At 69.2% G+C, this 13156-nt stretch carries 12 protein-coding genes, 1 pseudogene and 2 riboswitches; of the genes and pseudogenes, 8 read left to right on the top strand and 5 right to left on the bottom strand.

From position 1 onward, the window contains the following. Together gcvH and gcvT are read right to left on the bottom strand one after the other, a co-directional pair. Positions 1-364, bottom strand: a 364-nt coding sequence (gene gcvH / locus AQJ91_RS28510; RefSeq protein WP_067027190.1) for a glycine cleavage system protein GcvH, incomplete at its 3' end; no start/stop codon positions are given. 118 nt (positions 365-482) lie between these two features. Further along, the gene (gcvT, locus tag AQJ91_RS28505) at positions 483-1610 is read right to left on the bottom strand and encodes a glycine cleavage system aminomethyltransferase GcvT (RefSeq protein ID WP_067027188.1); all 1128 of its coding nucleotides are present in this window, start codon (positions 1608-1610) and stop codon (positions 483-485) included. A gap of 75 nt (positions 1611-1685) precedes the next feature. After that, positions 1686-1799: riboswitch (glycine riboswitch) on the bottom strand. After that, a riboswitch (glycine riboswitch) is annotated at positions 1800-1895 on the bottom strand. Positions 1896-2065: 170 nt separating this feature from the next. Between gcvT and AQJ91_RS28500 the strand changes: the two genes are divergently transcribed. Beyond that, on the top strand, positions 2066-2740 hold the full coding sequence (locus AQJ91_RS28500) for an AAA family ATPase (RefSeq protein WP_067027186.1): 675 nt from the start codon (positions 2066-2068) through the stop codon (positions 2738-2740). Between the two features lie 26 nt (positions 2741-2766). On the opposite strand, the gene AQJ91_RS28495 is transcribed toward AQJ91_RS28500, so the two are convergent. Together AQJ91_RS28495 and AQJ91_RS28490 are read right to left on the bottom strand one after the other, a co-directional pair. Continuing rightward, positions 2767-3567 (bottom strand): enhanced serine sensitivity protein SseB C-terminal domain-containing protein, encoded by an 801-nt coding sequence (locus AQJ91_RS28495; protein ID WP_067027184.1) that lies wholly within the window; start codon positions 3565-3567, stop codon positions 2767-2769. A gap of 179 nt (positions 3568-3746) precedes the next feature. Beyond that, positions 3747-4535, bottom strand: a complete 789-nt coding sequence (locus AQJ91_RS28490) for an enhanced serine sensitivity protein SseB (protein ID WP_067027182.1) — start codon at positions 4533-4535, stop codon at positions 3747-3749. A 345-nt stretch (positions 4536-4880) separates the two neighbouring features. Between AQJ91_RS28490 and AQJ91_RS28485 the strand changes: the two genes are divergently transcribed. From AQJ91_RS28485 to AQJ91_RS28460, 6 genes are all read left to right on the top strand, one after another. Then, the gene (locus tag AQJ91_RS28485) at positions 4881-5879 is read left to right on the top strand and encodes an ABC transporter permease (protein WP_067027180.1); all 999 of its coding nucleotides are present in this window, start codon (positions 4881-4883) and stop codon (positions 5877-5879) included. A 69-nt stretch (positions 5880-5948) separates the two neighbouring features. Then, entirely contained in the window at positions 5949-7706 is a 1758-nt protein-coding gene (locus tag AQJ91_RS28480) for an ABC transporter substrate-binding protein (protein ID WP_199848048.1), read from the top strand. Positions 7707-7788: 82 nt separating this feature from the next. Continuing rightward, positions 7789-8796 carry an ABC transporter permease gene (locus AQJ91_RS28475; RefSeq protein WP_067027175.1) on the top strand — a complete coding sequence of 336 codons (1008 nt, stop codon included), beginning with the start codon at positions 7789-7791 and terminating at the stop codon, positions 8794-8796. Next, positions 8793-9887 (top strand): ABC transporter ATP-binding protein, encoded by a 1095-nt coding sequence (locus tag AQJ91_RS28470; protein WP_067027174.1) that lies wholly within the window; start codon positions 8793-8795, stop codon positions 9885-9887. The genes AQJ91_RS28475 and AQJ91_RS28470 overlap by 4 nt, the downstream gene beginning before the upstream one ends. A 32-nt stretch (positions 9888-9919) precedes the next feature. Further along, on the top strand, positions 9920-11101 hold the full coding sequence (locus AQJ91_RS28465) for an ABC transporter ATP-binding protein (RefSeq protein WP_199848047.1): 1182 nt from the start codon (positions 9920-9922) through the stop codon (positions 11099-11101). A 63-nt stretch (positions 11102-11164) separates the two neighbouring features. Continuing rightward, a complete protein-coding gene (locus tag AQJ91_RS28460) occupies positions 11165-11821 on the top strand; it encodes a trimeric intracellular cation channel family protein (RefSeq protein WP_067027201.1) in 657 nt (218 codons plus the stop codon). Positions 11822-11924: 103 nt separating this feature from the next. On the opposite strand, the pseudogene AQJ91_RS56085 reads toward AQJ91_RS28460, so the two are convergent. After that, a pseudogene (locus tag AQJ91_RS56085) lies at positions 11925-12116 on the bottom strand (esterase); the annotation flags it as partial. 119 nt (positions 12117-12235) lie between these two features. Here AQJ91_RS56085 and AQJ91_RS28450 point away from each other — a divergent pair. Beyond that, the gene (locus AQJ91_RS28450) at positions 12236-13096 is read left to right on the top strand and encodes a thioesterase family protein (RefSeq protein ID WP_067027168.1); all 861 of its coding nucleotides are present in this window, start codon (positions 12236-12238) and stop codon (positions 13094-13096) included. Positions 13097-13156 lie beyond the last annotated feature (60 nt).

Below are 13156 nucleotides of genomic sequence, written 5' to 3'. Positions count from 1 at the left end.
GGGCGTCGTACTCGTCGGCGGAGAGCAGGTCGGCCGGCTCGTCCGTGACGCGTACCTTGAACAGCCAGCCACCCTCGAAGGGGGCCGAGTTCACCAGCGCCGGGTCGTTCACGACGTCCTCGTTGATCTCGGTGACCTCACCGGAGACGGGGGAGTACAGGTCGCTGACCGACTTGGTGGACTCCAGTTCGCCGCAGGTCTCACCCGCGGCCACGGTGGAGCCGACCTCGGGGAGCTGGGCGTAGACGACATCGCCGAGCGCGTTCGCCGCGAACTCCGTGATGCCGATCGTGGCGACGCCGTCCTCGACGGGCGACAGCCACTCGTGCTCCTTGCTGTAGCGCAGCTGCTGGGGGTTGCTCATGGCCTGAATTCTCCTGTAAGCGGGGGAGTGCTGGTGAATGGGGGACTGCTGGAAACGCGTGTGAGCAGCGGAAATGTGCGCAGGGTCACGCACGGGTGCGCGCTACCGCGTTCAGTCTCTACTTCTGGCGCTTGTAGAACGGCAGTGCCACGACCTCGTACGGCTCGTGGCTGCCTCGGATGTCCACGCCGACCCCGGGCGTACCCGGCGCCGCGTGCGCCGCGTCGACGTACGCCATCGCGATCGGCTGGCCCAGCGTGGGGGAGGGGGCACCGGAGGTGACCTCGCCGATCACCTCGCCGCCGGCGACGACCGCGTACCCGGCGCGCGGGACGCGGCGGCCCTCGGCGACCAGGCCGACCAGGACGCGGGGCGGGTTCGTCTCCGCGCGGGAGGCCGCCTCGGTCAGCGCCTCGCGGCCGACGAAGTCGCCCTCCTTCTCGAACTTCACCACCCGGCCGAGCCCGGCGTCGAAGGGCGTCAGGTCAGTGCTCAGCTCGTGCCCGTACAGCGGCATGCCCGCCTCCAGGCGGAGCGTGTCCCGGCAGGACAGGCCGCAGGGGACCAGACCGGCGCCCTCGCCGGCCTTGGTCAGGGCCTGCCACAGCTCGACGGCGTGCTCCGGCCGAACGAACAGCTCGAAGCCGTCCTCGCCGGTGTAGCCGGTGCGCGCGATGAGCGCGGGAACCCCGGCGACGGTGCCGGGCAGACCGGCGTAGTACTTCAGGCCGTCCAGGTCGGCGTCGGTGAGGGACTTGAGGATGCCGGGGGACTCGGGACCCTGTACGGCGATCAGCGCGTAGGCGTCCCGGTCGTCGCGCACCTCGGCGTCGAAGCCGGCCACCCGCTCGGTGAGTGCGTCCAACACGACCTGGGCGTTGGAGGCGTTGGCGACGACCATGTACTCCGTCTCGGCCAGCCGGTAGACGATCAGGTCGTCGAGGATGCCGCCGTCGGCCCGGCAGATCATGGTGTAGCGGGCGCGGCCCACACCGACGGAGGCGATGTTGCCGACCAGGGCGAAGTTCAGGAAGCCGGCCGCCTCGGGACCGGTCACCGTGATCTCGCCCATGTGGGAGAGGTCGAAGAGCCCGGCCCTGGTGCGCACGGCGATGTGCTCGTCGCGTTCGGAGCCGTAGCGCAGGGGCATGTCCCAGCCGGCGAAGTCGGTCATCGTCGCGCCGAGCGAGCGATGCAGGGCATCGAGCGCGGTGCGGCGCTTCTCTGAGGGTTCGTTACTGCTCATCGGACGGTCGTCTCCCAAGGCGATGGGGGCACCTCCCGCGCGAGTTCATTCGAGCGTGGGGGAGGGCGAGGTCGTTCCTCCCCATCTGTCATCGGAACCTGAGAGGTTCGCCACGACCCCGCGAAACGGTGGTCATGACTTGCACCTTGGGTGGAGCCACTGTCGCAGCGGCCCGCTTTTCAGATGTGCCTCGCCCGCGCGGTAACGGGGCCTGAGAGATTCAAGGGAGGGACTTGCTCCTTCGGCGTCCCAGCTCAGGGCTGGGAACTCTCCCGCGCGGATTCAAGCGGCCGGTATGCAGTTGGCGCGCACATCATTGCACGGCCGGCGCGCGGACGGCAGGCCCGCATCTGTAACCGGCCTGTGGCGGTACGAGAACGAAAAAACGGAAGATCAACCGTTACCTTCTCTTTACGCTCAGTGGGGATGGGGACTCCCGACCCCGGAGGAGGACGATGACGGTGAACAGGACCAGGGCGTACGCGACGACCTCGGGCATCGTGCTGCCCAAGCAGCACGCGACCCCGGCCGTCGAAGCCCGCGGCACGCTCTCCGCACCGGTCGTCCGCGACCTGCGCGAGCGCGAGGGCCGCAGCCCGCACGCGCTGCTCTTCGGCCCCGAGGACCTCGTCGTGATCACGGGCCTGCCCGGCAGCGGCAAGTCCACCCTCATGAAACGGGCCGTCCAGGGCATCCGGATCGACTCCCAGGACACCCGCGACCGCTGGGACGAGCGCATGCCGCGCTTCCTGCCGTACGCCGTCTACCGTCCCCTCGTCCGCCTCGCGCACTACGCCGGACTGCGCCGCGCCCTGCGCAGCGGCGAGGGAGTCGTCGTGCACGACTGCGGTACCCAGGCCTGGGTGCGCGGCTGGCTGGCTCGCGAGGCCCGCCGCCGGAGCGGCACCCTGCATCTGCTGCTGCTCGACGTCACCCCGGACACCGCGCTGGAGGGCCAGCGCGAACGCGGCCGCGGCGTCTCGCGGTACGCGTTCCTGCGGCACCGCAGGGCGGCCGCCCGCCTGATCCACTCCGTGGCGAAGGGCGACCTGCCCCAGGGCTGCGGCTCGGCGGTCCTGCTGGACCGGGAAGCGGGGGACGCGCTGCGCAGGATCGGCTTCGCGGGGTGAGCGGCGCCTGAGCGCGGTGAGGCGGCTCAGTAACTGCCGCGGGCGGGCGGGTAGCCGTAGCCCGCGGCGGGGGCCTGCACCGGGGCGGTCGCGTGCGCCTCGCGGTCGTAGAAGGGGCGGGCGCTGGCCCGCATCCACAGGGCGACCGGGTCGTACTCGTCGGACATCGCCACCGTCGACACCGGCAGCCCGTCCGGGCACGCGCCGATGGACTGCTGCATCATCGCGCGTACCGAATCCACGGCGGGCGGGCTGGTGTCGTACACATCGAGGCCGATGGCGAGATACGGCGCCCCCAGCGCGGGCTGCACCCAGGCGCGGCGCAGTGCGCGGACGGCCGGGGTGCGGTGGGCGTTCTGGGTGAGCAGGGCGTAGAACTGCGGGACCTCGATGCCCGGTTCGGACAGGCGCAGCGGGCCGGCGGGCTGGCGGTCCAGGCCGGTGGCGATACGGCGCAGGTCGAGCCAGGGGATGCCGACGCCGCCGCCGGGGGCGTGCGGGTTGAGCCAGAGGCCGTAGTGGTCCGGGTAGAGGGTGCGGGCCACGTCGACGCCGTCGACCACCTCGTACGAGCGGTTCCAGCCGCTGGCCGAGAGTTCCTGGGCGGAGGTCACGCAGGGGGCGTAGCCGTAGCCGTCGACGTCCATGTTTCCGTACTGGGCGTCGGGGGAGCCGGCCTGGCCGTGCCACAGCAGCATCCAGATCTGGCCGGAGGACGGCGTCGCGAGCGCGCGGAGGAGGGCCTCGTAGGCGTCGTAGCGCCCCGGTGTCACCTGGCGCAGCATGTGCTCGACCTGCCCGGTCGCGGCGGTGCCGCTCGCGCTCACCTGTTACCGCCCCTTCGGGAAACGATTTCGGGAATCGATGCGTATGTGGGGACCAGCTTAAGCGTTGAGAGCTCGGGAGCTGTTGTGGTCTTCGGGCTGCGGGTCGGTGGGGTTGATCGCGCCCGCGCGGCGGAGCCGCACATTGATACAGCCCCGCGCCCCTGGCGGGGCGCTCAGCCCTACGCCTGTTGGTAGAACGGCCGTACTTTTGCTCGCATCCACTCGCCCACCGGATCCTGCGCCACGTCCAACAGCACCAGGTTCACCGGCCACTGCACCGGCACTCTGCCCAATGCCCTGCCCAGCGCGTCCATCGGCAGGGCCCGCATGTCGCCCTCCCACACCGACAACTCCACGCCTACGAACATCACCGGGGTCGCCGTCTCGATCGCGGCAAGGCAGCGGCGGGCCGTGAGGATCACGCCTGTCGCAGCGAACTCGGCCGACGCCGCGGCGAGGAAGTCGACCGGGTCGTCCTGCCAGTCCGGCTCGTACAGCTTGACCCGGCCGCCGGTCGTGAGGCCGTCCAGCGGGGTGCGGCCGACCCGGCACAGCTCGGCCACGGCCTGCGGCGGGAGCGGGACGCCGACCACGCCCTCGGGGTTCACGGCGATGCCCACCTGCGGGGGCAGGCCGCGGGCGAACTCCACGGCGGGGGCGATCGTGTACGACATGTGGGAGCCGGCGACCTGCCGGAACTGCTCCTCGGAGCTGAAGACCGGGACGTAGGCCTGGCCGTCGATCTCCAGCGTGGGCAGGTCCAGCGGGCCGCTGTGCGGGCCGCCGCCGCTCGGCAGCGGTACCCAGACGAAGCTGCGGCCGAGGACCTCGATGATCCGGCCGCCGGCCGAGGGCATGCCGAGGGAGGCGGAGAGCACCTCCTCCAGCTCGTTGCCGGGCCATCCGCCGTGCGGATGGGGGTGTGCCTGTGCCGGGAAGTCCGCGGGAAGATCCGCTGGGAAGTCCATCTGTGTGACCGCCTGCTGTGAACCGCTGTAACAGATGAAGAGGCTAGCCGCTCCGCGGCCCGGTGGATCCCCTCTGCGCGCGTAGATGAGGGTGGAAGGTCCCACTGGTTCACGATTGTCCCAACTGGCCCGTGTCCGCCTCCCGTTAACTGCTGTTCGGATAACGGAACTTCCGAGCCCGCATCACGGTTGCGCATACTTTCTCCATCAGATCTGGCGGGTGATCGCGAGGACGTTGAAGACTCCCCAGTCAGGCATCGGGAAACATCGATGCCGTGCGTGAGTCAGGCCGTAATCAACGGCGTTGAAGGCCGGTGACCACCGGCGAGAAGGGGCAGGGCACTTGTGACGGCACCGATCGAGACAACCGGATCGCAGGCCGAGGCCCAGCCCGAGGCCGTACTCGAGGGCGTCGAGTCCAAACAGATCGAGGGCCGGTCTCTCGGGCAGATCGCCTGGACCCGCTTCAAACGCGACAAGGTGGCCGTGGCGGGCGGCGTCATCGTGGTGCTGCTCATCCTCGTCGCCGCCCTGTCCAGACCGCTGCAGTCACTGCTGGGCCTCGACCCCGACGCCTTCCACCAGGACCTGATCGACCCCAACACCACCCTCCCCAAAGGGGACTTCGGCGGCATGAGCTGGGACCACCCGCTCGGGGTGGAGCCGAAGTTCGGGCGTGACATCCTCGCCCGCATCCTGGAGGGCTCCTGGGTCTCCCTGGTCGTCGCCTTCGGCGCGACGGTGCTCTCCGTCGCCATCGGCACCGTGCTGGGCCTGGTCGCCGGGTACTACGGCGGCCGGGTCGACGCGATCGTCAGCCGGCTCATGGACACCTTCCTCGCCTTCCCGCTGCTGCTCTTCGCCATCGCCATCTCGGCGACACTGCAGGGCGGCGCGTTCGGTCTCGAAGGGCTCCCGCTGCACATCCTCGTGCTGATCTTCGTCATCGGCTTCTTCAACTGGCCGTACATGGGGCGTATCGTCCGCGGCCAGACCCTGGCGCTGCGCGAGCGGGAGTTCGTCGACGCGTCCAAGGGGATGGGGGCCGGCGGGCCGTACATCCTCTTCAAGGAGCTGCTGCCGAACCTCGTCGCGCCGATCATCGTCTACTCGACGCTGCTCATCCCGACGAACATCCTCTTCGAGGCCTCGCTGAGCTTCCTCGGCGTCGGCATCCAGCCGCCGCAGGCTTCGTGGGGCGGCATGCTCAACCAGGCCGTCGACTTCTTCGAGGTCGATCCGCAGTACATGATCGTCCCCGGCCTCGCCATCTTCATCACCGTACTGGCCTTCAACCTGCTCGGTGACGGCCTCCGGGACGCTCTCGACCCCCGCAGCCGCTGACGTCTGCGGTCGCGGACGGGTGTCCGCGTCCAGCCCAAGTGTCCAACTACGAAGGGGAATGCGACCATCATGCGAAGGTCAGCAATGGCCGTAGTCGCGGCCATCAGTAGTGCTGGCCTGCTTCTGGCAGGCTGCAGCAAGGCCGACGACAACGGTGACAACGACGGCAACAAGGCCGCTGGAGCCAATGCCGCGACGAACTCCGTCGTGAACGCGTCCACGGCGAAGGGCGGCACGGTCAACTACGCGATGTCCGACGTCCCGGACTCGTTCGACCCGGGCAACACGTACTACGCGTACATGTACAACTTCAGCCGCCTCTACGCGCGTCCCCTGCTCACCTTCAAGCCGGCGCCCGGTGAGAAGGGCAACGAGGTCGTGCCCGACCTCGCCGAGTCCAAGGGCGAGACCACCGACGGCGGCAAGACCTGGACGTACAAGATCCGCAAGGGCGTCAAGTACGAGGACGGCACCGAGGTCACCTCGGCGGACGTCAAGTACGCGGTGGAGCGCTCCAACTTCGCCCGTGACGTCCTCTCCCTCGGCCCGAACTACTTCGCGCAGTTCCTCGACGGCGGCGACAAGTACAAGGGTCCGTACAAGGACAAGAGCGAGGCCGGCATCGCGTCCATCGAGACGCCGGACAAGTACACGATCACCTTCAAGCTGAAGCAGTCGTTCACCGACTTCGACTACCTGGTGACCGCCCCGCAGACGGCTCCGGTGCCGCGCGCCAAGGACACCGGCGTCGACTACACCAAGAAGATCGTCTCCTCCGGCTCGTACAAGTTCGAGAGCTACGAAGAGGGCAAGTCGGTCACCCTGGTGCGCAACCCCGAGTGGAGCGCCGACACCGACCCGCTGCGCAAGCAGTACCCGGACAAGATCGTGGTCAAGCTGAAGGTCAACCAGGCCACCATCGACAAGGACCTGATGGCGGGCACCACCACCATCGACCTCGCCGGTCGCGGTGTGGACACCCAGACCCAGGCCCAGGTGCTCAACAACGCCGACGAGAAGGCCAACACCGACAACACCTACGGTGGCCGTCTCGTCTACGCGGCGCTGAACACCGAGGTCAAGCCGTTCGACAACGTCGAGTGCCGCAAGGCCGTGCAGTACGCCATCGACAAGGTGGCCGTGCAGACCGCGCAGGGCGGCCCGGTCCGTGGTGACATCGCCTCCACGGTGCTGCCGCCGGACGTGATCGGCTACCAGAAGTTCGACAGCTACGCCAGCAAGGGCGGCAAGGGCGACGCCGCCAAGGCCAAGGAGCACCTGACGGCCTGCAAGCAGCCGAGCGGCTTCAAGACCTACATCTCCGCGCGCAGCGACCGTCAGCAGGAGGTGGACGCGGCCACCGCGATCATCGACTCGCTGAAGAAGGTCGGCATCAACGCCGAGATGAAGCAGTACCCGTCCGGTAAGTACTTCACCGACTACGCGGGTGTGCCGGCGTTCGCCAAGAAGCAGGGCATCGGCATCATGATGATGCAGTGGGGCGCCGACTGGCCGACCGGCTACGGCTTCCTGAACCAGATCCTCAACGGCAAGGCGATCAGCTCGTCCGGCAACACGAACCTCTCCTCGTTCGACAACGCCGACGTCAACAAGCTGCTCGACGAGGCCATCCAGAACCCCGACGAGGCGGCGCGCAACGCGGCCTACGCCGAGGTCGACAAGAAGACCATGGACGAGGCCGTCATCGTCCCGCTGACCTACTTCAAGGTCCTGCTGTACCGCTCGCCCGACGCCACCAACGTGGTCTCGTCGGCGGCCTGGAGCGGTCAGTACGACGCTCTCAACCTCGGCACGACCAAGAAGTAGCGCGAAGAAGCAGCCCTGGAAGGCAGGTGAAGGCATTGGCGCCCGCGGGCCTCGTGGCCCGTGGGCGCCGGCGCCGGTCCCCGTGATCTCGTACATCATCCGCCGGACGTTCGCGGCAGTGATCCTGCTGCTGGTCGTCACCGCGGTCACCTTCGGCATCTTCTTCCTGCTGCCGAGACTGGCCGGGCAGAGCCCCGACCAACTGGCCGCCCAGTACATCGGAAAGAACCCCTCGCCCGAGGACATCGCGGCGGTCAAGGCCAACCTCGGGCTCGACAAGCCGGTCTACGAGCAGTACTGGGAGTTCATCAAGGGGATCGTCTCCGGCGCCACCTACAACCTCGGCCCCACGACGGCCAAGTGTGACGTGCCCTGCTTCGGCTACTCCTTCAAGCAGCACATCGAGGTCTGGCCGCAGCTCGTGGACCGGCTGCCGGTGACCGCCTCCCTGGCCGCGGGCGCCGCCGTGCTGTGGCTGGTGGCCGGCGTCGCCACGGGTGTGATCTCCGCGCTCAGGCCCGGCTCGTTCTTCGACCGCAGCGCGATGGGCGTGGCCCTCGCCGGCGTGTCGCTCCCCATGTTCTTCACCGGCCAGCTGGCGCTGCTCGTCTTCAGCTACCAGCTGGACATCTTCGGGCGGACCTATGTGCCGTTCACGGAGAATCCGTCCCAGTGGGCCAACACCCTGATCCTGCCGTGGTGTTCGCTGGCCCTGCTGTACTCCGCCATATACGCGCGGCTCACCCGTTCCGGCATGCTCGAAACCATGAGTGAGGACTTCATCCGCACCGCGCGGGCCAAGGGCCTGGGCGAGCGCAAGGTCGTCCTCAAGCACGGGCTGCGGGCGGCGCTCACCCCGATCGTCACGGTCTTCGGCATGGACATCGGCCTGCTGCTCGGCGGCGCGGTGATCACCGAGTCGGTGTTCTCGCTGCCGGGCATCGGCCAGTACGCCGTCCAGGCCATCACCGACAACGATCTGCCGCCGATCCTCGGGGTCACCCTGCTGGCCGCCTTCTTCGTCGTGTTCTGCAACCTGGTGGTGGACGTCCTGTACGCCACCGTCGACCCGCGGGTGAGGCTCTCGTGACCGACCTGTCCAAGACCGGGGCCGCCCTGGGCGAGCCCACCCGTACCGGCGGGACGCCCAGCGCGTTCCTCGACGTACGCGACCTGAAGGTGCACTTCCCGACCGACGACGGCCTGGTGAAGTCCGTCGACGGTCTCTCCTTCCAGCTGGAGAAGGGCAAGACCCTCGGCATCGTGGGCGAGTCCGGCTCCGGCAAGTCCGTGACCTCGCTCGCCATCATGGGCCTGCACCGCCTGGGCAACCGCGGCAAGAACGTGCAGATGTCCGGCGAGATCTGGCTCGACGGCAAGGAGCTCGTCTCGGCGAGCCCCGACGAGGTGCGCCGGCTGCGGGGCCGTGAGATGGCGATGATCTTCCAGGACCCGCTGTCCGCGATGCACCCGTACTACACGATCGGCAACCAGATCGTGGAGGCCTACCGGGTCCACCACAAGGTCGACAAGAAGACCGCCCGCCGCCGCGCCGTCGAACTCCTCGACCGGGTCGGCATACCCGAGCCGAACAAGCGCGTCGACAGCTACCCGCACGAGTTCTCCGGCGGTATGCGCCAGCGCGCCATGATCGCCATGGCGCTGGTCAACAACCCCGAACTGCTCATCGCGGACGAGCCGACCACCGCGCTCGACGTGACCGTGCAGGCGCAGATCCTCGACCTCATCCGGGACCTGCAGAAGGAGTTCGGCTCCGCGGTCGTCATCATCACGCACGACCTCGGTGTGGTCGCCGAGATCGCGGACGACATCCTCGTGATGTACGGCGGCCGGTGCGTGGAGCGGGGACCGGTCGACGACATCTTCTACGAGCCGCAGCACCCCTACACCTGGGGCCTGCTGGGCTCGATGCCGCGCATCGACCGGGAGCAGACCGACCGGCTCATCCCGGTCAAGGGCCAGCCGCCCAGCCTCATCAATGTCCCCTCGGGGTGCGCCTTCAACCCGCGCTGCCCGTACGCGGACGTCCCCAAGGGCGGGATCACCCGCACCGAGCGCCCCGAGCTGCGCGAGGTCGGCAGCAGGCACTTCACCGCGTGCCATCTGTCGTCGGAGGACCGTACGCGGATCTGGAACGAAGAGATTGCGCCGAAGCTGTGAGCGAGACTGAGACCCGGGCCGGGACATCGGCCGTGACCACGGAGAAGGCGTCCGAGGACGAGAAACCGCTGCTCAGGGTCGAGGGCCTGGTCAAGCACTTCCCCATCAAGAAGGGCCTGTTGCAGCGGCAGGCCGGGGCGGTCAAGGCCGTGGACGGGATCGACTTCGAGGTGCGCCGGGGCGAGACCCTCGGCGTCGTCGGCGAGTCCGGCTGCGGCAAGTCGACCATGGGCCGGCTCATCACCCGGCTGCTGGAACCCACCGGCGGCAGGATCGAGTTCGACGGCACGGACATCACGCACCTCAGCACGGGCGGCATGCGCCCGCTCCGCCGGGACGTGCAGATGATCTTCCAGGACCCGTACGGCTCGCTGAACCCCCGGCACACCATCGGCACCATCGTCTCCGCGCCGTTCCGGCTGCAGGGCGTCGAGCCCGAGGGCGGCGTCAAGAAGGAGGTCCAGCGCCTCCTGGATCTGGTGGGCCTGAGCCCCGAGCACTACAACCGCTACCCGCACGAGTTCTCCGGCGGCCAGCGCCAGCGCATCGGCATCGCCCGCGCCCTGGCCCTCAAGCCCCGGATGGTCGTGGCCGACGAGCCGGTCTCCGCGCTCGACGTGTCGATCCAGGCCCAGGTCGTCAACCTGATGGACGACCTCCAGGAAGAGCTCGGCCTGACGTACGTGATCATCGCGCACGACCTGTCCGTCGTACGCCATGTCTCGGACCGGGTCGCGGTGATGTACCTCGGCAAGATCGTCGAGCTGGCCGACCGCGACCAGCTGTACACGGCGCCGATGCACCCGTACACCAAGGCCCTGATGTCGGCGGTGCCGGTCCCGGACCCGCGCCGCGGTGCGGCCAAGAGCGAGCGCATCCTGCTCCGGGGTGACGTGCCCTCGCCGATCTCGCCGCCGAGCGGCTGCCGCTTCCACACCCGGTGCTGGAAGGCGACGGAGATCTGCAGGACGACCGAGCCGCCGCTGCTGGAGCTGAGGCCCGGCCAGAGTGTGGCCTGCCACCACCCGGAGAACTTCGAGGACCAGGCCCCGCAGGACACGGTCCTGCTGACCGCCGCGAAGGAGGCGGCGGAGCTGGTGTCCGACGAGGTGCTGGCGGAGTCGGCGGAGACGTCGGCGGCGGTGGCGGCGGAGGTGTCCAAGGCGGAGGCCGCCAAGGAGACCGAGACCACGGAGAACACCGAAGACAAGTAAGTGAAAACGGCCCTCTGCCTTGCAATGTAAGGTAGGGGGTTCGTGCTGGGTGAGAATGGCAGGGTGCTCCAGCAACTCTTCAGCCCCTCCGTCCAGCACACGCTCGACCTGGTCGGCATCTTCGTCTTCGCCATCTCCGGCGCCCTGCTGGCGGTCCGCAAGAACTTCGACGTCTTCGGCATCGCCGTCCTCGCCGAGGTCACCGCGCTGGGCGGCGGGCTCTTCCGTGACCTGGTCATCGGCGCCGTACCGCCGGCCGCCTTCACGGATCTGGGGTACTTCCTCACCCCGCTGCTCGCCGCGCTCCTGGTCTTCTTCCTCCACCCGCAGGTGGAGCGCATCCAGACCGGCGTGAACGTCTTCGACGCGGCGGGCCTCGGCCTGTTCTGCGTCGCCGGGACGACGAAGGCGTACGAGTACGGCCTCGGCCTCACCGCCTCCGCCTGCCTCGGCCTCGCCACGGCCGTGGGCGGCGGCGTACTCCGCGACGTCCTCGCCAACGAGGTGCCGTCCCTGCTGCGCTGGGACCGCGACCTGTACGCGGTCCCGGCGATCGTCGGCGCCACGATGGTCGTCCTGTGCATCCGCTACGACGCCCTGACCCCGCTCACCAGCGCCCTGGCGGCGGTCACGGCCTTCGCACTGCGGCTGCTCGCGATGCGGTACCACTGGCGAGCGCCGCGTGCGTGGAATCGTCGGTCGACGGTGCGGGAGGAGTAGGGCGGGATGTCGTGCGGGTCTGGTGGGGGCCCATCACCTCGGTCAGCCAGCGGAACGCCGGTACCACCTGGGGCCGCCACAGCGCCATCGTGTGGCCGCCCGCGTTGCGCGGCACGTACACAGTGAAGACCAGGGTGACCGCCGTCCCCTGGGCGAACAGCGGCATCAGCACCCGGGTCGCGCCCCGCAGCACCCGGGGGCCGCGGATCCGCGACCACAGGACGAGCGGCAGCACGACGGCCACGACGGACAGCGCGACAAGCGTGTAGAGAAACGGGGTCCCGGTGAGACTCATGTCCCCAAAGAGGGGCAGCGCGGGCTCCGGGTTTCGGGCGCGAGCGCGCACTTACCGGCTTCACGTCGCCGTAACGCTGAAAGCTACCGCTTAGTAATTTCCTGTTGTACCGTTCAGCCATGCCAGAAGCAGCCTCCGCCGCGGCCACCCGGGCCACGATCGGCGACAGCGAGTTCGACCGCGACACCGCGCTCACCCTGCGCGAACCCGGCGTCTACGACATCGACCTCTCCGCCGGCTGGACGATCATCAGCGCCGTCAACGGCGGCTACCTGCTCGCGGTCCTCGGCCGCGCCCTCGCCCACGCCCTGCCGCACGCCGACCCGTTCACGATCTCGGCGCACTACCTCACCGCGTCCGCACCGGGGCCGGCGGTCGTCCGCACGGACATCGTCCGCACCGGCCGCACGCTGTCGACCGGCCAGGCCTCGCTCTTCCAGTACGACGAGCAGGGCCGCGAGGTCGAGCGGATCCGCGTCCTCGCCTCGTACGGCGACCTGGACTCCCTCCCCGACGACATCCGCACGACGGCCGAACCGCCCGCGATCCCGCCGCTCGAGCAGTGCTTCGGCCCCGCCGACAGCCCGGCGCCGGTGCCCGGCAGCTCGGCCATCACCGACCGGCTGATGCTCAAGCTCGACCCGTCCACCCTGGGCTGGGCGCTCGGCGCGCCGTCCGGCAACGGGGAGATGCGAGCGTGGTTCGGTCTCGCCGACGGCCGCGACGCCGACCCCTTCTCACTCCTGCTCGCCGTGGACGCGCTGCCCCCGACCGCCTTCGAGATCGGCCTGTCCGGCTGGGTCCCGACCGTCGAACTCACCGTGCACGTACGGTGCCGACCCGCCCCGGGTCCGCTACGGGTGTCGATCACCACACGCAACCTCGCCGGCGGCTTCCTGGAGGAGGACGCCGAGGTCTGGGACGGCGCGGACCGGCTGGTGGCACAGTCACGACAGCTGGCGCGGGTGCGGCTGGGCTGACGGCGCAGGTCAATGGCGCTCCTTTAGCGGCGCTTTGCCTGACGCACAGGCCGTGGACAG

The sequence above is a fragment of the Streptomyces dysideae genome, from assembly GCF_001514305.1.
Taxonomy (GTDB): Bacteria; Actinomycetota; Actinomycetes; order Streptomycetales; family Streptomycetaceae; genus Streptomyces; species Streptomyces dysideae.
The sequence above is the reverse complement of the archived record's forward strand: the minus strand, read 5'-3'. Positions and strand labels throughout refer to the sequence as shown.